Source organism: Acinetobacter sp. DSM 11652 (genome assembly GCF_900109815.1).
Lineage (GTDB): Bacteria > Pseudomonadota > Gammaproteobacteria > Pseudomonadales > Moraxellaceae > Acinetobacter.
Genome location: NZ_FOBK01000004.1, coordinates 132001 through 156736, shown reverse-complemented (window position 1 = coordinate 156736; position 24736 = coordinate 132001). Strand labels below are relative to the sequence as shown.

Annotated in this window: 14 protein-coding genes and 1 pseudogene; 6 read left to right on the top strand and 9 right to left on the bottom strand. The window is 39.5% G+C overall.

Annotated features, from left to right (window positions below; translation table 11 throughout):
* The first annotated feature begins 86 nt into the window (after positions 1 to 86).
* On the top strand, positions 87 to 557 hold the full coding sequence (locus BMW42_RS05690; protein ID WP_035264177.1) for an RNA pyrophosphohydrolase: 471 nt from the start codon (positions 87 to 89) through the stop codon (positions 555 to 557).
* Positions 558 to 655: 98 nt separating this feature from the next.
* A pseudogene (ptsP, locus tag BMW42_RS05685) lies at positions 656 to 2951 on the top strand (phosphoenolpyruvate--protein phosphotransferase).
* Positions 2952 to 3213: 262 nt separating this feature from the next.
* Here ptsP and BMW42_RS05680 read toward each other — a convergent pair.
* From BMW42_RS05680 to BMW42_RS05655, 6 genes are all read right to left on the bottom strand, one after another.
* Positions 3214 to 3399 (bottom strand): DUF7230 family protein, encoded by a 186-nt coding sequence (locus BMW42_RS05680; protein ID WP_035264181.1) that lies wholly within the window; start codon positions 3397 to 3399, stop codon positions 3214 to 3216.
* Between the two features lie 218 nt (positions 3400 to 3617).
* Positions 3618 to 5177: an MBL fold metallo-hydrolase gene (locus BMW42_RS05675; protein WP_092766710.1), complete on the bottom strand. Its 1560-nt coding sequence runs from the start codon at positions 5175 to 5177 to the stop codon at positions 3618 to 3620.
* A 321-nt stretch (positions 5178 to 5498) separates the two neighbouring features.
* The gene (locus BMW42_RS05670; protein WP_092766709.1) at positions 5499 to 7412 is read right to left on the bottom strand and encodes an ABC transporter permease; all 1914 of its coding nucleotides are present in this window, start codon (positions 7410 to 7412) and stop codon (positions 5499 to 5501) included.
* Entirely contained in the window at positions 7409 to 8581 is a 1173-nt protein-coding gene (locus tag BMW42_RS05665) for an efflux RND transporter periplasmic adaptor subunit (RefSeq protein WP_092766708.1), read from the bottom strand. The genes BMW42_RS05670 and BMW42_RS05665 overlap by 4 nt, the downstream gene beginning before the upstream one ends.
* 207 nt (positions 8582 to 8788) lie before the next feature.
* Entirely contained in the window at positions 8789 to 10438 is a 1650-nt protein-coding gene (locus BMW42_RS05660; RefSeq protein ID WP_092766707.1) for an acyl-CoA dehydrogenase family protein, read from the bottom strand.
* Between the two features lie 151 nt (positions 10439 to 10589).
* Positions 10590 to 11609, bottom strand: a complete 1020-nt coding sequence (locus tag BMW42_RS05655; RefSeq protein WP_092766706.1) for an AraC family transcriptional regulator — start codon at positions 11607 to 11609, stop codon at positions 10590 to 10592.
* Between the two features lie 107 nt (positions 11610 to 11716).
* On the opposite strand from BMW42_RS05655, the gene BMW42_RS05650 reads away from it, so the two are divergent.
* Together BMW42_RS05650 and BMW42_RS05645 are read left to right on the top strand one after the other, a co-directional pair.
* Positions 11717 to 13954, top strand: coding sequence for a fatty acid desaturase (locus BMW42_RS05650; RefSeq protein WP_092766705.1), 2238 nt, complete (start codon positions 11717 to 11719; stop codon positions 13952 to 13954).
* Positions 13955 to 14380: 426 nt separating this feature from the next.
* A complete protein-coding gene (locus tag BMW42_RS05645; RefSeq protein WP_035264193.1) occupies positions 14381 to 15901 on the top strand; it encodes a catalase in 1521 nt (506 codons plus the stop codon).
* 46 nt (positions 15902 to 15947) lie between these two features.
* Here BMW42_RS05645 and BMW42_RS05640 read toward each other — a convergent pair whose 3' ends face one another.
* Positions 15948 to 17069, bottom strand: coding sequence for an MBL fold metallo-hydrolase (locus BMW42_RS05640; RefSeq protein ID WP_092766704.1), 1122 nt, complete (start codon positions 17067 to 17069; stop codon positions 15948 to 15950).
* A 681-nt stretch (positions 17070 to 17750) separates the two neighbouring features.
* Here BMW42_RS05640 and hcaR point away from each other — a divergent pair.
* Positions 17751 to 18656 carry a DNA-binding transcriptional regulator HcaR gene (gene hcaR / locus BMW42_RS05635; RefSeq protein ID WP_092766703.1) on the top strand — a complete coding sequence of 302 codons (906 nt, stop codon included), beginning with the start codon at positions 17751 to 17753 and terminating at the stop codon, positions 18654 to 18656.
* Between the two features lie 43 nt (positions 18657 to 18699).
* Here hcaR and BMW42_RS05630 read toward each other — a convergent pair whose 3' ends face one another.
* Both BMW42_RS05630 and BMW42_RS05625 read right to left on the bottom strand, forming a co-directional pair.
* Positions 18700 to 19368 carry an HAD family hydrolase gene (locus tag BMW42_RS05630; protein WP_092766702.1) on the bottom strand — a complete coding sequence of 223 codons (669 nt, stop codon included), beginning with the start codon at positions 19366 to 19368 and terminating at the stop codon, positions 18700 to 18702.
* A gap of 125 nt (positions 19369 to 19493) precedes the next feature.
* The gene (locus BMW42_RS05625) at positions 19494 to 20459 is read right to left on the bottom strand and encodes an RluA family pseudouridine synthase (RefSeq protein ID WP_035264199.1); all 966 of its coding nucleotides are present in this window, start codon (positions 20457 to 20459) and stop codon (positions 19494 to 19496) included.
* Positions 20460 to 21216: 757 nt separating this feature from the next.
* On the opposite strand from BMW42_RS05625, the gene BMW42_RS05615 reads away from it, so the two are divergent.
* Complete coding sequence (locus tag BMW42_RS05615; protein WP_092766701.1) at positions 21217 to 24576, top strand: Rne/Rng family ribonuclease; 3360 nt, start codon at positions 21217 to 21219, stop codon at positions 24574 to 24576.
* Positions 24577 to 24736: the final 160 nt, after the last annotated feature.

Here is a 24736-nt window from a genome sequence, read left to right as displayed (position 1 = left end):
TATTACTTTGAACTTTTCGAGTTGGGCATAGAGAGTGGATGCCCCCGAACCCAAAGTCAACGAATTTAATAAATTTTAGGTGCCAAATGATCGACTCAGAAGGTTTCCGACCGAATGTCGGGATCATTTTGGCAAATGATATTGGACAAGTTTTATGGGCAAAACGCATTGGTCACAATGCTTGGCAATTTCCTCAAGGAGGCATCCAATTTGGTGAAACTCCAGAACAGGCACTTTTCAGGGAACTCCGTGAAGAAGTCGGGTTATTGCCGGAGCACGTCCAAATAATTGCTCAGACCGAAGGTTGGTTACATTATCGTTTGCCACTTCGCTACATCAGATCAGATTCTGATCCTGTGTGTATCGGACAAAAGCAAAAATGGTTTTTATTGAAATTAGTCGCGTCAACGAATCATATTCAGTTGAACTTAAATGATCCGCCAGAGTTCGATCAATGGCAATGGGTCAGCTATTGGTATCCACTAGGCCAAGTGGTGAACTTCAAAAAAGATGTTTACCGTCGTGCCATGTTGGAATTGTGTATGCATCTGCCATAGCATGATTTATATTAAACATTGAATTTAAATGTTTGATTTTTATTTCGACTATTTGAATAATCACCATAATTACATCCCTTTAAGAGGAGCACCGCTACATGTCGAACATGCAATTAGACTCTTTACGGCGCATTGTCCAAGAAATCAATGCGTCTGTCAGTTTGCATGATTCGTTAGAAATTATGGTCAACCAAATTTCTGAAGCAATGCATGTAGATGTGTGCTCTATTTATTTACTTGATGAACGTAACCAACGTTACGTTCTGATGGCTTCCAAAGGCTTAAATGCTGAATCCATTGGCAATGTATCATTACAGTTGGGTGAGGGTTTGGTCGGACTCGTTGGGCAACGCGAGGAAATCGTCAATATCAAGAATGCGTTTAAACATGAGCGTTTCGCGTATTTCCCAGAAACGGGTGAAGAGATTTATAACTCTTTCCTTGGCGTTCCTGTTATGTATCGTCGAAAAGTCATGGGTGTTCTCGTGGTTCAGAATACTGAACCACAAGACTTTAGCGAAGCTGCTGAATCGTTTTTAGTCACACTTTGTGCGCAACTTTCTGGCGTTATCGCCCATGCGCATGCAGTTGGAAATATTGATGTTTTCCGTAAGCCAAATAATTCTCCAACCTATAAAACATTTCAAGGATCATCAGGTGCAGGTGGTATTGCATTAGGTCGTGCACTTATTCTTTATCCACCCGCAGATTTAGGTTCAGTACCTGACCGCGAAGCTGAAGATATTAGTGAAGAGCTTGAATTACTTGATCATGCGGTTGATTCAGTTCGTCAAGAAATTCAATCACTTGATGAAAAAAATGCAAGATTCTTTGATGTCTGAGGAACGTGCATTATTTAGCGTATTCTTGAGAATGTTGGATGAGAATGCCCTGCCTGCTGAAATCAAAGAGTTAATCCGTGATGGTCACTGGGCTCAAGGTGCAGTTAAACACGTTATTGATCGTCATGTGGCAATCTTTGCACAAATGGAAGACGATTATTTACGAGAACGTGTTGCAGACCTAAAAGACCTTGGGCGTCGTATTTTAGCAGCACTTCAAGAAGATGATTTAAGTCATCGTGAATTGAGCAATGACAGTATCATTGTGGGTGAGGAAATCAGTACGGCAGCATTGGTTGAACTTCCTGTCGATAAGATTGCAGCGATTGTGACGTCTGAAGGGGCTGCCAATTCACATATGGTGATTGTGGCACGTGCTTTGGGTATACCGACAGTCGTTGGGGTTACCGAACTTCCGGTGACTACCCTTGATGATGTGGAAATGATTGTTGATGCCTATCAAGGACGTGTATTTATCAATCCACCACGTCGTTTACGTCAACGTTATCGTGACATCCAAAAAGAAGAAGAACAAATCGCCAAAGATCTTAAACAGTATGAAACCAAAGATGCCATCACTCCTGATGGTGTTGCAGTACGCTTATTTGTGAATACAGGTTTAATGATTGATGTCGTGCGTGGTGTACAACGCGGCGCCAAAGGTGTCGGACTCTATCGTTCAGAAATTCCATTTATGTTACGTGATCGTTTCCCGGGTGAAGAAGAACAACGAGCGATTTACCGTCAACAACTTAGTCACTTTGCCAATAAACCAGTCGTGATGCGTACTTTGGATATTGGTGCAGATAAAGATTTACCTTATTTCGAAATAGAAGAAGAAAACTCAGCATTAGGATGGAGAGGGATTCGTTTTACCTTGGATCATCCTGAGATTTTCTCTTCACAAATTCGTGCGATGTTAAAAGCCAGTGTCGGCTTGAATAATTTGCATATTTTGCTGCCAATGATCACCAGCGTCAGTGAAGTAGAAGAAGCGCTTTATATTATTGAGCGTGACTTAGCTGCGGTTCAGGAAGAAGAACAAGTTAAAATTAATCGTCCTAAAATTGGCATCATGGTGGAAGTACCTAGTGTTTTACTTCAAATTGGTGAGTTTGCAGAATTAGTTGATTTCTTCTCAGTGGGTTCGAATGATTTAATCCAATATTTGTTGGCAGTCGACCGTAATAACCCACGCGTATCCAGTGTTTATTCTCACTTCCATCCTTCAGTGCTTCGAGCATTGCAACGCTTAGTTCAAGAGTGTCACAAATATGACAAACCTGTCAGTATTTGTGGTGAAATGGCTGGCGACCCACTCTCAGCAATTTTACTGATGGCGATGGGCTTTAATACGCTTTCAATGAGTTCGAGCAATATTCTCAGAGTCCGTAAAGCAATTTGTCATGTTCCAATGGTAGATGCGCAAACACTTTTGGATGAAGTGGTGAAAATGAGTAATCCACTCATTGTGAAAAGTTGGATGGAATATTATTTCCGTCACCATGGTTTAGCGGATATGGTTAAATCAAATCGTATTGTAAATGCTTAATATGAATCCCCGTTTAAGCAGAGATACAGCTGAGTAACAACATAATCAATTGGCTTTTTTTATCTTCATGTTGATCGTAGCGATCTCGGTAATTCTATTTCATTTATATGTTAGTAAATTAAAAAGTAGTTCAACACCTAACAAACCTATTTCAAATCATACGCTAGGTCATGGCTCAACGATGAATTCTGAACACCAAATGGGAGAATCATCATATGTAGATATAGATTATGGTGGAAGTAGTGGTGGAGCAGACTAACCTTCACGTGTTTAGGCATATAAAAAAAGGGAGATAATCATTCGAATATCTCCCTTTTTTGTGCTTGCTATAGCCACGTTTTGCATTTTTCTTACGATCTACAAAAACTTGGCTTTTGTTGACTTCATGCATATGTTTTGCCACAAAGTTGTGAATCACAACTTCTGGCAACGCTTTTTTCTTTGCCATTTTTTTATCACCTTCAGTTTATCCATCCTTCATGATGGGAAAGCGATATTACGCTTTTTTGTACATTATACAAGCAAATTCATAATGGTTTTTTCAATGACATTCATCGAATGCATACAATGTTTAAGATTAGCTCTGCCATTTTTCTATGTTAAATTGATCAAAAACTCGAGCACCCGAAGGTACTCTTACTCAGCATAGAAAGGACTAAATCATCATTATTTCGGTAGAAGACTAAATGTACCTCGATGATGATTAAATTTTCCATCTGGCATTGCGATATTTTGGTAAATGATCTTTTGCTTTTGATCGATGATCAGTACAACATTTTCTTTAGTCGCATCATCTGTCCAATACACCATAAACTGCTCAGGTCCAACCTGTGTGGCTAAATATTCAATATTGGCAGATTTATTTTGTCCTGATGTGATATTTAAAAGACTTTGGTCTTTGAATTCAAGACGCTGCGTTTGACCATTGATGTTTAACGCCAAAGTCTGTCCAATAGCGAAGAATGGTTTGTTCAATGCTTGTTGTAAACCGATGTCCTTGATTACACCTTTGACGCCTAGTATTTTGCCTTTAAGATGAATTGTTCCATCATTCCCAGCAATGTTGGTGTAAACGATATCTCGATTATAATCTTGAATATGAACGACATTATCTCCTGATTTATCCTCATGCCAATAAACCATAAAAATATTTTTAGCAATCTCAACAGGTGTGTATTTTACCGCTTCAGAAAGATCTGGCCCAACTGCGCCACCGGCACCTGTAAAAGTTAGGTTTTGATGGTCTTTGACATCAAGATCAAATTTCAAACTCGTAAAATCGACTTGAATTTTTTGTCCTATTGGCGGATAAGGAGATGCAACTTTCCAATCGGTTTCTTTGGCAAATACTTGTGCAGACATTTTTAGCACTTCTTCACTCGACTCAAGATCTGGATACTTTGCTTTCATATATCCAAAAATCCCTTCCGAGCTTTGATTTTCAGTAACTGCTGTTTTAAAGTTCGTTAAATACCCTTTAATCCAATCCAATGGCTTAGGTGAAAAGTCACTTTTTACATAATGACCTGGGATCACTTTTTCAGGATTTAAACTCAGTATTTTATCAATTTGCTTCTTCCAAAGATCGATCCCTTGCACACCATTGGTATCGGCCATCCACAAATGCTCACCATAAGCGACCGAAATACCACCCAATGCCGTTTTTAAACTTGGAATCCATAAGAAACTATGTGCGGAATCTTCTGGATCAAGTTGGACTTGAAGCTTTTGCCCATCTAATTCCATATGTCCTGAATTTAAGGCTTCAGGAATAATAATCTTTTCAGGGGCATCGCCTTTTGCTAATTGTGGCTGCCAAACTGATAACTTATCTTCTTTAGAGGCTTGTATCAAATAAGCTATCTGCGCGGTTGAAACAACCTTAGCATTTGGAAATGCTTTTAAAATTTCATTGGTTCCAAAATAATAGTCAGGGTCACTATGGGAAATATAAATATATTTTAAATTTTTACCTGATTTCTTAATCAGATTGACTACGTCTTTAGCGTATTGATTCTGAAATTGAGCATCGACCAAAATAGCATCTTTTTTTCCTGTAATTAAAGTTGATGCAACGGAAAAAACAGCATCCTCTCCAGGAGTATAAGTCTGCAAAGTGAGTGGAGATGGATTTGATGAATCTTTTGGACTTTTATCATCAGAATCATTACAGCCACTTAAAGCAATGGTGGTCACAAATAAACTAGTGGTTAGGAGTTTTTTCATATCAGCCTCATAAGATAAATTTATCTATGGTTCTTATTGATCTTTATTTTTTAAATAAGCTTTAAAGCAAAAGTGCCATATTCCCCCTCGTCATACTGCGGATGTGGCAGTGCAACAAGGCGAATTAAAAGCTTATTGAGGCAGAAGAAGGATGAGAAGTACTTACGGTTTAGTAAGTAAATAAATTGAATTTGCAGTTAAAATATTAGACTGATTTGCAACAATAAATTCCACGATAAAAAATGTTAACTTTAGTATCTTGAACTTTGAATACCTGTTAATACAGACAATACTCACTGAACAGCCATCTCTAATTTTTTCTTATTCATGGGCTAAGGCTTCAATTGGTTTTAAGTTTGCAGCACGTTTAGCGGGCATATAACCAAAGATCAAACCAACCAGCGTTGAAAATAGCAGTGCGATAATAGCAACTGACCATGAAAATACCATCTTATAATCTGAGCTAATCGCATTAAAAATAAAACTGGCGATCAAGGCGATCGCAACACCAATTACGCCACCAATTAAACATAAAACTGCAGATTCAATCAAAAACTGAGCCTGCACATCACTTTGGCGAGCACCAACTGCTATTCGTAAGCCAATTTCCTTAATTCGCTCGGTCACAGAAACGAGCATGATATTCATCACACCAACGCCACCTACGACCAATGAAATAAAGGCTACTGCAGAAATAAAGAAAGTCATCGTTCCTAAATATTTTTCAAAGGACTTCATAGACTCATCGCTGTTATATATATCAAAATCCTCCACACCATGACGAGCAATCAATAGTTGCCTCACTTTCTTTTCGGCTTTCACTGAGTCAGTATTTTGATGTAGTACCGCAGTCAGCAGATTGACATGATCACTACTTGAAATTTGTGACATCAATACATTATAAGGCATCCAAATTTGTGAAGAACCTGAGCTATATTGAGGTTCAGCGATTCCAACAACTTCATAAGAACGCTTATTAAATAAGACTGTTTTACCTAAAGCTAATTTTTGCTGTCCAAATAACTTTTCAGCAGCTTGCTTATCAATCACTACAATTTGGGAACGCTGTTCAACATCGCTCTGTGTAAAAAAGCGACCATGTTGAACTTTCATGTTTCTAATTTTTAAATAAAAACCATCTGCACCTGTTGCACTCACATCAATATTACGATTTTGATAAATCATGTTCCCACTTAAACTGACATGTGGAGAAACATGGATAATTTCTTTCATCTCATTGAGAGCATTTAAATCATCCATATTTAAACGGCTGGCAGATGCAGCTAAAGCTGTTCCACCAGGATAAATCTCAAGTGTTGCTGTTTTCAGTCCTCCCCAATCATTCAAAAACTTTTCTTTTGCACCATTACCAATGGCAATGACAATGGTGACTGAGCAAATGCCAATAATAATCCCTAGCATGGTCAAAAATGACCTTAAACGATTGGCGAAAATTGAGTGCAAAGACATTTTCATCGCTTCATACACTTGGGAAACAAAGCTGAATTTCATGTCCGCATGAAAAACTTTTGATGGAGAAACTTGCCCTAAAGATTTACGCTGCGTATCCGAAAGAATGCGTCCATCTTTAATTTCAATGACACGATCTGCACGTTCTGCAATACTTTTATCATGAGTGACTAAAATAATCGTATGCCCTTGACGGTGTAGATCTTCCAAAATTTGCAAGACCATTTCACCACTTTCAGAATCCAAAGCACCTGTGGGTTCATCGGCTAAAATAACCTCACCACCATTCATAAGCGCACGGGCAATACTGACTCGTTGCTGCTGTCCACCCGACATTTCATTGGGTTTATTGTCACTCTTATCAGCTAAACCGAGCTGAGCTAAAAGTTGCAGTGCTCGATCTGAACGATTTTGTGCATTCAAATTTGAATAAATCGCGGGCAAGGCGACATTCTCTAAAGCAGATAAAGCATTCAATAAATTATAGCGTTGGAACACAAACCCAAAACTTTTTAAACGTAACGATGACAGCTCATCATTACTCAATAAGGAAATATCTTGTCCACGAAACAGAAACTGTCCTGAAGAGGCTTGATCCAAACATCCAAGTAAATTCATTAAAGTAGACTTACCTGAACCTGATTGCCCAATAATCGAAATAAACTCACCCTGTTCAATACTGAGACTGACATCTTTTAGGATGTGTTGCTGATTATTTTCTGGACCTACAAATTTATTTATTTTTTTTAATTCAATCAAACTCATTGAGTATCGCCTGATGTATTCGCACTATCGTCAGGTGCCTCTGCCAAAATTTTTTCACCCAACTTTAAACCAGCCTTGATTTCAATATCATTTGAGTCAGAAATTCCAGTCACAACTTTTCTTGGTTGAGGTTTCGCATCAGATTGATAGAGGTAAACCATGGCATCTGATCCATATCCAATCACCGTTGTTTTCGGAATTTTCAGCACATTCTTTTTTTGATTTACAATAATGTCATTTTGAGTTGTCATACCGATACTGAGCTTACGCTCAGGGTTGTCCACCAACATTCTTGCATAGTAGAACACTGCTGCATTCGCATTTTCATTTTTGTCGTCGTAAGTTCCTTTGGTCAGGGTCGTTAAAGCAGGATCAATACTTTGAATCACACCATCTAATTTCACATTGGGGTCTGCCAAGGTGCTAAATTTAACTGGCATGTTTTCTTTTAATTTAGTGTAGTCACCTTCTGCGACCTGCATTCGGATTTCCATCTTATTCAAGTTGGCGATCGTCGCGATCAAAGGTGTCGTTTGTGCAAAGTTAATGGTTTGACCAGCTTCAACAGGCATGGAAACCACGGTACCCGTCAATGGAGAGCGAATCTGTGTGTAGCCCAATTCAGTTTGTGCTGTATTCACATTAATCTGTAATTGTTTCAGCCGATATTCATTTGACTCAACATCTGCAATCGCTTGTTTAAGCTGATTATTCGCCTGTTCGAGCTCTTCACGAGAGCCTGCTTCAGCTTTGTATAAGGTTAATTTACGCTGATAGTTTTGTTTTAAAGTTTGTAAAGCGACACATTTCGCTGCCAAGTCTGCCTTCGCAGCTTCAAGTTCGGCTTTGCTGGTATTGAGCTTGTCCAACTGTGTTGTCGAGTCAATTTCAGCGATTAATTCGCCTTTTTTTACATCCTGTCCTAACTTGATATACAGCTTTTGAATTTGACCTGAGACTTGCGCACCCACGGAGACAATATCGGATGCATAAATTTCACCTGTGGCTTTAACAATCTGCGTTAGATCACCTTGAGTGACTTCAACGGTCTGCGGTTCTGGCTGCTTTTTTTGTGACTGAATATAGAAATAAACAGAAAGAGCTAAAGCAACCAATACCACTAAGACCAAAAAATACTTTAATTTTTTTGATTTTTTTTGCATATGCATAATGACGAATAATCTTTATTAAGGAGATAACTTTTGATCAACATGTTTTATTCACTTTAATATGATCAAAATTTAAAAATTTTTAATGACACGATTCTAGTGAATTCTATGTTTTCACACTGTCGTACTTATTTATTTTTATGTATCGATAACAGCCAACCGCATCTATGTGTTGGCTGTCTATCAGAAAAGGATTTTGTAAAATAATTAAGCGGCAAATGCTCGATTTAAAATTGAGGTCACATCTACTTGTTTAGGATTAAGCATTCCCACCACTTGACCATGAAATTTTTGATAACGCGTCGCAATAAAAGCATTGGCAATAAAATCTGGCGCATAACGTTTCAGCAATACTGCTTGAGAGAGCACAACCAAACGACTGACTAAGCTTCTCCCCATAAATTGTAAATCATCAGGTTCCTGATGAAATAATCTAAACAGTCCCTGCAACTCTTCATTGAGAATTTTGTCGTGACTTGCGGTAGATGCTAAATCTTTAAATAAGTGCTCGATTGATTCAGGATCACGAGAAATAGCACGAAGCACATCGAGACACATGACATTACCCGACCCTTCCCAAATGGTGTTTACAGGTGCTTCTTTAAAGAGACGAGCCATGATGCCATGTTCGACGTAGCCATTGCCACCGAAGACTTCCATCATTTCACCAGTCATCTCTACTGCTCTTTTACAGACCCAAAATTTTGCTGCTGGTGTCATGATACGTTTCCATGCCAAACAAAGTTCGCTGTCATGCTCATAACAATGAGCCAAATGGAAACTCAACTGCATTGCCGCTTCAGTTTCTAAAGCAAGATCTGTGAGTACAGACCGCATTAATGGCTGCTCAATAAGTCTCTTACCAAATGCTTGACGTTGACGAGTATAGGCAATGCTTTGTACTAGGGCCTGACGCATAATGCCACTTGAACCTACCGCACACGTTAATCGGGTATAGTTCGCCATTTCAATAATCGTTGGAATGCCGCGTCCAGCCTCCCCCATCATAATGCCCCAAGCCTCTTTAAATTCGACCTCAGAGCTGGAGTTGCTGCGATTTCCAACCTTCTCTTTGAGTCGTTGAATATGAATCGCATTTTTTGTGCCATCTTCCAACCATCGCGGAACAAAGAAACATGCCAAGCCATCATGCTCAGTTTTAGCAACAACCAAATGTGCATCGCACATAGGTGCTGAAAAAAACCATTTATGCCCAGTTAGTAAATAGGCTTGTCCTCTTCCAGACTGCCCAACTGGAACAGCTGTCGTTTCATTAGCACGCACATCAGAACCACCCTGCTTTTCAGTCATGCCCATTCCAATCCAAATCGATTTTTTCTGAGCAATCGGTAAATCGCGTTCATCATATTCAGTGGATAAAAGTTTATCTCCTAGCTTTTTCCACAGCTCAGGTTCTTTTTGAATCAATGGAATGCTGCCCAAGGTCATTGAGTTTGGACATAAGTTTCCACACTCCACTTGACCACTGAGGAAGAATTTTGCTGCCCAATCCACCCAACCAGATTCTTGAGTGAAATTTAGAAAAGGATGTGCATGAACCGCATATTTACGATTTAACGCCATCCATTTGTGCCATGAAGGATGAAATTCAACAAAATCTGCCCGCCTGCCTCGAGCATCAAAACTATGTAAAATAGGAGGATGTTTATTGGCAAGATCAGCATGGTGATAAAAGCTTTCACAACCTACGACTGCGCCAAACTCACTTAAATGGACTGAGTTTCTACTGCCATAACGCTGTAAGATTTCTTGTAAGATTGGATCTGTTGTATATAAATTGTAATCTTGAAGCTCATCAAATTGATTATGTATTTGATGTGTCATCCATGCCGACATAAACGCACCCTCTTTGGAATTTTTATATATAACTTCATTATTTATCTTATCGAGTATAGCTTTTGAAAGTAGATTATCTAGTGCAAATGATGACCTGAATTGTCATTAAATTTTTATTAACGTCTTAATATGATCTCAGTATTGTGTTCTGCTATTGTTGCATCATCTTTCGATATTTTGCTGGTGGCATACCCTTACAGCGCTTGAATGCTCTAGAAAAAACAGATACTTCTGCATAACCCAACCGTTCAGAAATTTGATCTATTGTGAGATCAGTACCCAGCAATAAATCATCTGCCAAATCCTCACGTAAATTTTTAACCAATTGGTGAAACGTAATCCCTTCATTGGCTAAATTGCGCTGAATGGTACGAATATTGACAGCTAAAGCTTTCGATATATCTTCAATCGTCGGCATTTGGGATGCATTTTTTAATAAAAACTCACGTATTTTTTTACTATAGTCCCCTAAGCTTTTTCGGCGTCGAAATACATGCTCACACTCTTTTTGATAACGCATAAAAGTGAAGTCATCAGCTTGACGCAATGGGGTAAGCAACAATTCAGATTGAATCGTGATTCGACTTTGTGGTTTATCATAAAAAATAGGATAGCCTGTTAAGCCTTCTATCTGGTTTGCATAGCAAGGCTTGGTCATCGCTAAATCTATCTGAAAGGGTAATTGAGCACCAAGAATATCATTTTGAAGTGTGATGATCGTGGCAATATCTCTTTCTAAAATAAATAATTGCATATCAGCACTTAGATCATGATGGAATAAATTTAAATGTGTAAATTCACCATCTTCTTGCAAGGCCACATCAGAAAAAATTGCGCCTAATTTTAGATACCGTATCGCGATCAACAACGCTTCTCTGACATTGGGACTACTTAAAATTGCAAATCCCCAAGCCCCTAATGTGGTGGTGTGATGTCGAAGCCCAGCTTCGAGCGCAATGGGATGTTCATCAGAGATTAGATTCAGAATATTTCTGATGATCTGTAATTCATTTCGCTCTTGGATTTCAAAATTTTCTTGATAAAGATCCTGTTTCGTCAGTTGTGTATTTTCGAGGCATTGCTCAAAAGTAATACCGTAGCTTTCAGCAACATGACATAGTACCCGAGCTGTATTCGCTTCCCTTAAAAACTTCCATGAATTAAGCATCATTGTTCACGTTTTTATTTGTCATCTAATGTCAAATTTAACTGTTTAATTATCATTCTACAAGTGAATTCAATCTCTTATATTCATAAAAAAAGAAAATGGAATTTTTTATGAACAAGTATACCAATCTTGCTGAGGAACAGCAAAGCCTGGTCAATGAACTCACGGCGTTATATCAAAAAACCAAAGCCGAGATGAACGACCAAGATATTGATCATATTCGAAATGTTGCTGCATATTCAAAGGCTATAAAATTACGCAGTGATCAACTTATTCGTGAATGTGTAAGTTTAGAATCTTGGGGACGGGGCATTATTCTGGGTTGTTTACACACCCTACTCGAATTTTCAGAGCTCGGTCATAACATCATGCACGGAAGTTATGATCACCTCCCCCAAGCAACCGAGTTTCACTCAGAACGCTGGGTATGGGACTTTGTGACTGATCCTCGTGAATGGCGCGTCATGCATCATCAAAATCATCATCCATTTACCAACATCGTTGGCAAAGATCATGATTTAGGGTATTCCTTTTTAAGAAGCTTGGCAGGTCAAAGCTGGTATGGGCATCACAGTGTTCAATTGCTGATTTACAGTGCGCTGATGATCACTCCATCCTACTATTTCACACTCTATACAGCCACATCAGCAGCACGTACAGAAGGTCGAAAAATCCTTTCCAAAGAAACCTTTACTCAATCATTTCGTCTCATAAAAGATCATGTTCAAAAACAGTTTATTGAAGCACCAGTTGCTGCAAAATGGTCAAAAAAATTACCTGTTTTTATCGGAAATTATCTTACAACAACGATAGGCTATGGTTTTTTACTTCATATCCTCTTCTTAGAACATCACGCTGAAAATTTGGAGCTTTATTCAGATCCTGGACCTGATGAGACGCAAGAAGAATATTTCATACGACAGATTAAAAGTACCACCAATTTTATCCCATATGCACCGCTGGATCAGTTTCTCAAAAAAATCCTTGATGATGAGGTCCCGTATCCAAATCCACCTCCATTTGAAATCTTTTATGGCGGATTAGATACACATCTTGAGCATCATTTATTTCCAGATTTAGCATGTAATCGTCAAAGACAAATCAAAGCTGTAGTACGTAGTATTTGTGAAAAATATCATTTGCCTTATCACAATTCACCCATGGAAAAGCTGATTCCAGCGATACCGCTCAGCCTCATTAAAAGAACTCTACCTTTTGGTAATCAAGAAAAAAATAACCCTTTCAAATTACTCATTCGACCAAAAGAATTTCTAAAACGTATCAAACGAGGAATTCAATATCAGCCACCCTCAACCATGACATATTTACACAAGCCACAGTTCTATAATGCGTCGGCAAAAGTTATACAAGTCGAAATACAGCTTAATGGTCAAGTCAAAACACTCAAAATGAGCAAGCCTCAAGGCTGGGAACATTTAAAATGGCAGGCAGGTGCATTTATTTCATTAAGCTTTGAAATAAATGGGCAAACTTATATTCGTCAATACAGCTTATTGCATGAAAGCCAAAGCGCAGATGGCTATTTTGAAATAGCAGTGAAACGTACACCTGCGGGCATCGTTTCTCACTATATTCATGATCATGTTCCTGTAAATACAAAGGTGACGATTGTAAGTCCACCACAATCTACACCTGATTTTGTTTTAGACACCCTTCCGCCGAAGTTAATCTTTATCGCAGCAGGAGTCGGTATTACACCAATTTTAAGTATGTTAAGAAAATATCAGCGTATCGAAAGTAAAGCTGAAGCTCATTTGTTTTACTTTAACCATGATGAAAATTCTATTTTGTTTGAAAATGAGATTCGTCAAATCGCGAAGTATTCAAATTTGAATGTTCACTTCATCTGCTCCAAAGTTCAGAACGAGTCGGCATCTGATTTACGACAAGGACGTTTTAGTCTTGAAATTTTCCAAGCTTATATTCGAGATTTTAAATGCCAACACGTATATGCCTGCGCCCCTCAAGCATTAATCGATTCTGCTCGCCAACAACTTATTCAAGCAGGCGTTAAAGCAGCAGCATTTCACACAGAAAATTTTAAACCTGCTCCTCTCAGTTTTGAGTCTGATGGGGTTACACGTCGAGTGATTTTCAAAAAGAGTAATTCAAGTATCGACATTGAAGGGAATGTCACTTTACTTGAAGCCGCGCGTCAAGCTGGACTGAAACTGCCAAGCGGTTGTCAACAAGGTTTATGCAAAGCCTGTGTATGCACTAAATTGGAAGGTCAAACTCAGTTAGAAGTTGACTCATCCACTATTCAACATCGCATTACCCTATGCAACACTGTAGCTCGCTCACCAATCATTGTGCTTGATGTTTAACAAAGATTCTTAAGTTAATCGCCGTCATGAAGTAATCATGCAATGCTTCATGACAGTAAGATTCAAACACTTAAACAACCAAACTTATGATTCATATCCAAGAATTGCACAACCAAAACCTTACTGTAAATCATCGTTAAATCCTTTTAACCTGAACCAAATATTCTATTGGTGAATATTCAAATAAACCCTTAATTTATATGAGGGTAATTGGAATTTTATTTACAAATTAAACTCTCCAATTGAACGCATCATGATTTATGATGAATTTGTAAACTCAATAAAACACACATTCTTGTCACAATGTTGCTTTAGAATGATCGAACAAAACGGTTCATGTCTCTGGTATTGGAAGCGCTAGATCTTATAAAAGTGAATGCTCAGCCAACCATCAAGAAAGACATATATTATAAATGGAGAATGAATATGAGCGATGACTCAAAAAAATGTCCTGTCACCCACTTAACAACTGATGCTGGTGCTCCTGTAGTAGACAACCAAAACAGTATGACAGCAGGTGCACGTGGTCCTTTACTTGCACAAGATTTATGGCTGAATGAAAAACTAGGTAACTTCGTTCGTGAAGTGATTCCTGAGCGTCGTATGCACGCGAAAGGTTCTGGGGCATTTGGTACCTTCACTGTTACCCATGATATTACGCAATATACTCGCGCTAAATTATTCTCTGAAATCGGTAAAAAAACCGATATTTTTGTGCGCTTCTCTACAGTTGCTGGCGAACGTGGTGCAGCAGATGCTGAACGTGATATCCGCGGTTTCGCAATGAAATTTTACACTGAAGAAGGTAACTGGGATTTAGTAGGTAATAACACTCCAGTTTTCTTCTTACGTGATGCGCGTAAGTTCCCTGACTTAAACAAAGCAGTAAAACGCGATCCTAAAACCAACAAACGTAGTGCAACCAACAACTGGGATTTCTGGACTTTACTTCCAGAAGCATTACATCAAGTGACGATTGTCATGTCAGACCGCGGTATCCCAGATGGTTACCGTCACATGCATGGTTTTGGTAGCCATACCTTCAGTTTTATCAATGCCAACAACGAACGCTTCTGGGTTAAATTCCATATGCGCACGCAACAAGGCATTAAGAATTTAACTGATGCAGAAGCTGAAGCGATTATTGCGAAAGATCGCGAAAGTTCTCAAACTGACTTATTTGATGCGATTGAACGTGGTGATTTCCCGAAATGGAAAATGTACGTCCAAATCATGCCTGAGCTAGATGCAGAGAAAGTTCCATATCACCCATTTGACTTAACCAAAGTATGGCCTAAAGGGGACTATCCTTTGATCGAAGTCGGTGAATTCGAACTTAATCGTAACCCTGAAAACTACTTCCAAGACGTAGAACAAGCTGCCTTTGCCCCAAGTAACTTAGTGCCAGGCATCAGCTTCTCACCTGACCGTATGCTTCAAGCACGTCTGTTCAACTATGCAGATGCTGCACGCTACCGTGTTGGTGTTAACCATTATCAAATTCCAGTGAATGCACCACGTTGCCCTGTTCACTCAAACCGTCGCGATGGTCAAGGTCGTACTGATGGTAACTATGGTGCTTTGCCACACTATGAACCAAATAGTTTCAGCCAATGGCAGGAACAGCCACAATATAAAGAGCCACCATTAAAAATTTCTGGTGCGGCAGATTTCTGGGATTACCGCGAAGATGACAATGACTATTTCAGTCAACCACGCGCATTATTCAATCTCATGAATGATCAGCAAAAACAGGCTTTATTTGACAATACAGCCGCAGCAATGGGCGATGCATTAGATTTCATTAAGTATCGTCATATTCGTAACTGCTATGCTTGTGACCCAGCATATGGCGAGGGTGTTGCAAAAGCATTAGGCATGACCGTAGCTGATGCACAGGCTGCACGTGCAACTGACCCAGCACAAGGAAATCCAGGCTTACTTTAATTAATATCTCCATAAAAAAACCGCTGTTATCAGCGGTTTTTTTTATTCAAACAATTAGTTTTTTACCTTCCCGAATACAATAAAACGGACTGATAAATTTAGATGCATTTTTCATCGCTTGGTGCAGATCCAACTCAGGTTGATTCCGATCTTCATCTGTCAACTGAAAAGTACGATAGTGAATCGCTAGTGAACGTTTTGCGTGTAAATCTTTATGTGCTTGGAATGCATCAGCAGGATTCATATGTAGATATTGCATCAATACTCTTGGTTCATATGCACCGATTGGCAGTAAAGCAATCCTTGGTGCACCTAAGCGCTGGTGAATCTCTTTAAAATGTTGTGCATAGCCTGTATCACCAGCAAAGTAACAATGACCATGCTCAGATAAAATTGAAAAACCACCCCATAATGCAAGGTTTTGATCACGAAGCCCTCGACCAGAACCATGTTGGGCAGGCGTGTAGACAATTTTAAAATCTTTGAATAAGGCAGACTGCCACCAATCCATCTCAATCACATGAAATGCTTTCGGCAAATAGGCTGCATTTCCTAGACCTGTATAGATCGGCATAGCAAATTTTTGATGTAGCCAATTCAAACTCGCTAAATCCATATGATCATAGTGATTATGACTGAGTAATACTGCGTGAATCTGTGGTAAATCTTCAAGTGCAATCCCTGCAGGGATAACACGTTTCGGTCCACTCCCGTGCTTTGGGCTTACATAATCCGCCCATACAGGGTCGGTTAAGAAGTTATATGGACCAATTTGAATTAAAACCGTAGCATGACCAACAAACCATACTTGCCAATCTTCTAAATCTGCATGCGGACGAGCCTCAGGCTTAGCACGTTTGGTTTGAATAAAGTCCTGTTGCTCTTTCGCGAAATCACCTTGCCAGGTAAAGCTTTTACGAGCCATCAACCATTTATATAAATTCCATTGGTTGAGCTGTGCAGGACGTGGTTCCTGATTAACGAATCTTTGCCCATTATGGTGATCCAGTGAAACCAATTTAAGTTTTGGTTTAAACCACACATGCCGAATACAATCTTCAGTCTTTAGTTGATAGTGCAGATTAGAATCTTGCGGCTTCCGTCCAACAACAAGTGTAGACTCTGGATTACTCGAAGTCGTCGTTGGAATATCAGTCAAATTAGACATAATAAATGTAAGCACCTTAAACCGAAGCGATTTTGAAATAGTTGATTATTCAGTTATATAAATAGATTATGTTCATCATCTATTCGCATTTTTAAATTATGTTTTTAAAAGATACACTGTTCGTGTTTCATTTAAGACAACATCAATCTCAATTCCCATGAAGTGGTTATAATTTCATCAATAAATTGTGAAATAGAACACCAATCATCCCTCTATTATTCATCATATACAACTCAGACTTTCTTTTTGTTTATGATTTTGTTGTTTTTTTCTGATTTTTGATGTTTTTTTAATCACCCACAGAAATCTTAAATAGAGGAAGTTAAATTTTGTTTAGGATGTGACTTAACGCTGAACAACTGATCTCCCAAAGCTTCAACGTACTTTTCTCTACATTATTATTTTTCATAGACTTAAAGCCGAAACAATTGGTTTCAACTTTAATAGATACAATCTTTTCTAAACCTATACAAATCAGTCACTCATTCACGATGAGAGTTCGATCTTGAAATCTAAAATTTCTATCTAAGTAAGAAATTAAATGCATGTAAATTTTAAAATACAAAAAAATGCTTCATTCACTAACTAAATACCAAAATACATCTACTTATTGATCAATTTCACTTATACTCATCTTTAGCAACATTAAGACATTTTTTAGATTATTCTCTGGAAGGCTATATGGAATTACGGCATTTGCGCTATTTTATTACAGTTGCAGAAGAGCTTAATTTTAGCAAAGCTGCACTTAAGCTCTACACAGCACAGCCTTCACTCAGCCAACAAATCAAAGATTTAGAAGAAGATGTTGGTGTGCGTTTACTAAATCGAACCAAACGAAAAGTTGAATTGACCGAAGAAGGCGCTGTGTTTCTGGAACAGGCGAGACTCACCATTGCTCAAGCAGAAAAAGCAATTAATATGGCGCGCCAAGTGTCTAAAGCAAAACAAAAAATGCTACGCATTGGTTTTGTGCCAGTTGCAGAAATGAAAATCTTTCCTTATGTATTACCTAACTTACGTGTTCAAAATCCCGAATTAAAAATTGAATTACAAAGCTTAAATAATATTGAGCAATTCAAAGGCATAAAGAAAGGTGAATTGGACATTACTTTTACTCGTCAACGTTTAGATTCTGAAGAGATCGAGAGTCGCTTTGTACTCCGTGAGCCTTTAGTTTTTATTCTGCCTAAAGATCACCCTTTGGCAAAGTACGATCGTATTCCTGTAAAAGCGCTTGATGGCATTGATTTTGTGATCCCTTCAGATGAGCAATCTAAGACCCTGCATGACACCATTTTAGGCTTTGCTGAACAAAATGGCGTTTCTTTTAAAATTGTTCAAAAAGCTGACAATATCTTGTTTAACATTAACTCTATTGGTATTGGCTTAGGGTGTACGATTCTTCCTGGCTATATTATGCCACTTCTCTTGGAAAATAGTGTGACTCGTCCACTCGATGTAGAGCTACCTTCGCTTGATCTCTTTGTAAGTTATCGCAAGAATGCCACTGGTATTGCTGTGCAAAAATTTATGGAGTTACTTTCAAAAGTCTTTTATTTAGACTTTAATCAAAGTTCAACGTGAATAAAAAACCCGCTGAATTGAGCGGGTTTTTTATCGATGTGATTTAGCAAGCAACTGACTGATTAATTAAATTTTTTAAAAGTTGATGTAATTCATCAATGGAATCCACGACCGCAAGTGGATGATATTGCTGTAGTACCTCAGGTACATGAACGCCATACGTCACCCCTACACTTGGCATACGAATATTCAATGCCATTTCAAGATCGTATGAAGTATCTCCTACCATTATCGCTTGATCTGCATTAAAACCAGTTTCGGCTAAAATTTCAGCCAACATCAACGGATCTGGTTTTGATTTTGTTTCACTGGCTGCACGTGTCGCTGAAAACAAACTCACACTCTGAGTTTGCCCCAGTACTCGATCTAGCCCCTTACGACTTTTTCCTGTCGCAACAGCCAAATGAATACCTGACTCTTTGAGATCATGCAACATTTCAGCCACACCATCAAACCAACGATCATGTTTCGAGTGCTCAACATAATGCGCTGAATAAGACTGTAAAATTGCCTCGTGTAAATCAGGAACCTGAGGAAATAAAACCTGCGCAACTTCAGGTAATCCTAAGCCAATAATGCTTTTAGCATCCTCATCAGTCAAAGGTTGATTAAATTGTTTGGCGGCAAATTTTAAACTTTCAACAATTTGACCCACTGAATCAAACAAAGTGCCATCCCAATCAAAAATAATGAGTTTTACCGCTGATGTCATATTTTTTATCCTAATTTTGATCGGGTGGATGCCATGTAAATATCATAATGACATATTAAGATCTCATCGTTGCATGACCTCGTCATGACACAATGATTCAATCCTTACCAACCACTGAGACGCACTCAGTCTTGTTGAGACTGCACTACAGGTTTATCCGCTTTTTGTGCGCGAAGTTGTGCAACCAAGCTTTGCATATCCTCAGGCAATGGTGCTTCAATTACTGGATATCCTGGGATCTCTAAGCGCATTGCATGTAAACATAAACGGCGTGGTTTAGGTCCACGATATTCCGTCTCATGCCCGTACTTTTCATCACCCACCAAGGGATGACCGATACTGAGTCCATGTACACGAATTTGATGTGTACGACCAGAAAGCGGTGACGCATACACAAGTGATGCATGCATGAAGCGTTCTGCTACCTTCCATTGGGTTTTTGAAGGTTTTCCTTCTTTAGATACACGTACTCGACGTTCACCATTGGCTAACTCATAGCGATGTAATGGTGCATCGATTAATTGTGAGTCTAATGTGACTTGGCCTTTCACCACAGCAGCATAAGTTTTTTGAATCTTGTGTTCACGAAGCATATCTTGAAGTGTTTTTAACACGCTCCGCTTTTTAGAAATCATCACCAAGCCTGAAGTATCTCGGTCAATACGGTGGATCAGTTCTAAATATTTTTTCCCTGTCGCTGCGCGTAAGCCTTCAATTAAACCATACGCCACACCACTTCCACCGTGCACCGCAATCCCAGAAGGTTTGTTCACCACTAAAAGACCTTCATCTTCATAAACCACACGGCTTAACAAGCCCTGCGCGACTTTGTCTGATACTGGAGCTTGAGATTCATCTTTTTGTTCATAACGAATCGGTGCAACACGGATTTGATCACCAATATTTAATTTGGTTTCCGCTTTCACACGCTTTTTGTTGACCCGCACCTGACCTTCACGAATTAAACGATAGATTCGACTTTTCGGTACTCCTTTAAGACGAGCGAATAGAAAATTGTCGATGCGTTGCCCCAATTGGTGCTCATCCACTTCAAACCAAGTGACGCTTTGCCATTCTTGCGTAGAATTCATACAGTTACGTTGACCTAAAAAAATACTAAATTCGATTAAAAACTGATCATTTAGACTACCCAATTGACTAGAAATGTCTGTGTAGCCCATAGGCAGATGATCTAAGGTTTGCTATAGTCAGCGCACGGATACCGCCGTAAGTGAACATTTGTTTAGAGATTTCAAAATTTTGAAATTCAAACTAAATTTTTGTTTAGCATAAACTCGGAATGGTCCCAAAAGAATATGCCAACGCCGAAGGCTTATTATATCGGCAAAAAGACAAACTGTTGCGTTTAATTGTGCTTTTGCACATAAATCAGTTTGTTTAAAAAAATATGTCGCCAACAATTATGTTGGTTTTTAAACGTTAACTGATACACATCAGAATGGTCGCAACCTGATTTCTCATTCAGGCTATAACGTTAGATGCATTGGATCTGCACAATTTGTAAAGATACGACGATAATTCCGTATCAAGACACTCTATCAAAAAATTGAAGAGATGATCTTCGAGCAATGTGACAGTGAAAGTAACGAACATCCAATGCACCGTTAGTCCGCCAGTGAATGTTCAGGCTTCTTTAATCAGTGACAGGATTAAAGCCGTATTGCCGTCATCAATACGTGAATCAAAATACCGAAGCCGATCAATAAAGGCCGGTAATACACTTAGATCAAACTGATTATGGTGATCTAGGAATTGATCCATGCGGGTTGATGTTCGCTACGTAAATCGCGATGTTTTGCTTGTGTATCACTATTAGGTGTTACACCCATGAAACGTATGTTGATCAATGCAACACATGCCGAAGAAGTTCGCGTTGCACTCATCACTGGTCACCGTCTTTACGATTTCGATTTAGAAAATCGTACTCGTGAACAAAAGAAAGCCAATATCTACAAAGGTCATGTGACTCGCGTTGAGCCATCTCTTGAAGCTGTGTTTGTAGAATATGGTGCAGGCCGTCAAGGCTTCCTTTCAATGCGTGAAATCGCAAACTCATATTACAAAGCTGACCCTCGTCAAACTTCAAACATTCGTGAGTTAATCACTGAAGGTACTGAGCTTTTAGTTCAAGTTGAAAAAGAGGAACGTGGCAACAAAGGCGCTGCTCTTTCAACTTTTATTTCCCTTGCTGGTCGTTACTTGGTCTTAATGCCAAACAACCCGAAAGGTGGTGGTATTAGCCGTCAAATTTCTGGTTCAGTTCGTGAAGAATTGAAAGAAATGTTGGCGTCTTTAAATGTACCTCGTGGGATGAGCGTGATTGTACGTACTGCAGGGATTGGTCGCTCACAAGAAGAGCTTCAACTTGATCTTCAGCACCTTCTCGATCTTTGGGCACGCATCCAAAGTACAGCAAATTCTGGCCCTTCTCCAATGTTGGTTCATCAGGAAGCTGGTGTAGTTACTCGTGCAATTCGCGACTATTTACGTGATGATGTTGCAGAAATTTTAATTGATTCTGAACAAGCTTATAACGAAGCCTATAACTTTGTTAAAGCCGTGATGCCGAACCAGTTAGACAAGTTAAAAACATATACTTTGAATGAGCCTTTATTTGCTCATTTTGGTATCGAAAGTCAAATTCAAACAGCTTACGAGCGTGAAGTGAAACTTCCTTCTGGTGGTTCAATTGTCATTGACCAAACAGAAGCATTGGTTTCGATCGATATTAACTCTGCAAAATCTACTCGTGGTCACGATGTAGAGGAAACTGCGCTTAGTACTAACTTAGAAGCAGCAGAAGAGATCGCTCGCCAACTTCGCTTACGTGATATCGGTGGTCTGGTCGTGATTGACTTCATTGATATGACCAAAGAACGTAATCAACGTATGGTTGAAGCGAAACTGCGTGAATCAACTCAAAGTGATCGTGCACGTATCCAGTTCGGTCAATTGTCTCGTTTCGGCTTAATGGAAATGAGTCGCCAACGTTTACGCCCTTCTTTAGAAGAAGCGACTGGCTATGTATGTCCACGTTGTCATGGCACAGGTATGGTTCGTGACTTACGCTCTCTTTCACTTTCGATCATGCGTAAAGTTGAAGAAATTGCACTTCATGAGCGTCAAGGTGAAGTTCAAGTAGAAGTTCCTGTTGAAATTGCAGCATTCCTTCTCAATGAAAAACGTCATAGCCTCGTGTATTTGGAGCAAACTTCAAATGTACGTGTGACTGTACTCCCTCACCCGCATTTAGAAACGCCACATTACGAAATCTCGTATAATCCTGAAGGCTTTGCACCAACCAGCTATGAACGTACTGAAGCGACTCGTTCTAGTGAAAAAGAGTTGGGTTATGAGTCTTCAGAATGGCACTTAGAAGAAGAGCATACAGCTCCACCTACGCATGCCCCTGTCACACAGGAAAAAGGCAATAAGCGTCATAAAAACAATCAAAATGCTACACAACCTGCGGTAGCACAAAAAACTGCCCCAGCAGTAGCTGCTCCAGCAACTAGCCCATGCGCATGGTTAGAAAATCTTTTTGTTCAAAAACAAGCGAGTACGATTGACCAATCGCGTACGGCTAACTCTGCAGCGGCTGCAATTGAACAAATGGTGAACGGTGGTGCCGTAAGTCGTGGTCAATTCGGTCATATTGCACCTGTGACACCTGTGGCAATTGAAGCATCTGCACCTGTTGAAACAAATGCGTATATTTCACATACGCCTGTTACGAAAAATGATGCACGTGACCAAGAACGCCAAACTGAAAAAGACGAGCGTCCACAACGTCATAATAAGAAAAATCGCAATAAGCAACGTGAGACACGCGAAGTTAACGCAGATCAACATGTGATTGAAGAAGTTGTACAGGTACCTCGCCATGAACAACGTCAAGACAATCGTCATGAGTCACGCAATGAAAACCGTCATGAGCAACGTCAAGAACAGCGTGATCAGAAACGTCATCAAAAGCGCCCTCAACAAAATGAGACGGCTTTCGAAGCACAAACTGAACAAGCTGTACCACGTCGTGACCGTAATGCACAACGTCCACAACGCCCAAATCGTCACCGCGATCAAAGTGTATTAAATCAAGAGCAATCTTCAGCACCTGTTGCTCCAGAAGCTCAAGTTAAAGTTGATTTAATTGATGTACCTCGTAATGATGAGCTTAAAACAGCGTTAGTGGTTAATGTTGATCAAGCACAAAGTGAGATTGTTGCATTAACGCCTGAAGTGGCAGCACCTGTAGCAACTGCTCCAGCACCTGTTGTGACAGACGCTGAAGTGTCAGCACCTCAAGTGGAAATTACGGTTGATGAACCTGTCATTGAAGCTGAGGTTAAACCTCAACAAGCACCACAACGTGCAAGTAACGACCCACGTCAACGTCGTCGTAACAAGCATCAACATGACCAGAAAGCAAAATCAGATGCGCCGAAGCTTCGCCCTTCACAAGTGCCAGCTTTAGCACAACATACGGTTTTAAGTTTAATTCAACATGTTTATGGTGCGGATTGCTCTGTATTGATTGAGCAGTTTGGATTAATTCCAACCTTCAATCGCGCATTGCAAAAGTTCACTGAACAGTATGCAGCGAGTTTAAATACTCAATCTGCTGAACCTACTACTGAGAAAAAACCAGTCACACGTGATGTCGCTGTTCAACAAGCTCCAGCTGAAAAAGAGCCTGCACCTGTGTTGGACTTAACACCTCCAAAACCAGTGTCTGATAAGCGTGTTGCAAACGATCCACGTGAGCGTCGTCGTCTTGCAAAACTTGCAGCAGAGCAAGCAAAACAAGCGCGTCTTGAAGAAGTTGCAGCACAAGAAGCCGTGAAAGTTGAAGCACCTGTTGCGGATGCTCAACAAGCAGCTGATGCAACATCTGAAGTTGCACATCAAGAAACAGCAACACAGACAGCTGAAGTGACTCAATCTGAAGTGAAGACTGAAGAAAAAGTTCAAACTTCTTCACAACAGCAACCTGAAGAAAAATCTTCAGAATCAACTGAAGTAGCGCCTACAGAAGCAGAAACTGCGAAAGTTGAAGTGGCGGAAGTTGCCGTAGCACAAGCTGAAGCAGATAAGGATGATGCAGAACAGCAGGAAGAAGATAAACCTGTTCGTCCGCGTCGCCCTCGTGGTCGCCCACCTAAAAAAGCAACACCATCAGCTGAGTAATTTGCTTAAACTACATTAGCTTTTGACAAACCTAGTCATTACGGTGGCTAGGTTTTTTTGTTATGGTCTTTAAAGTTTTGACTGAAAAATCCTGTTCAGAATTGATCAATTTTTCAAAATGGATAAGATATTCAGTGACAAAACCAAGTAAAAAAACTTG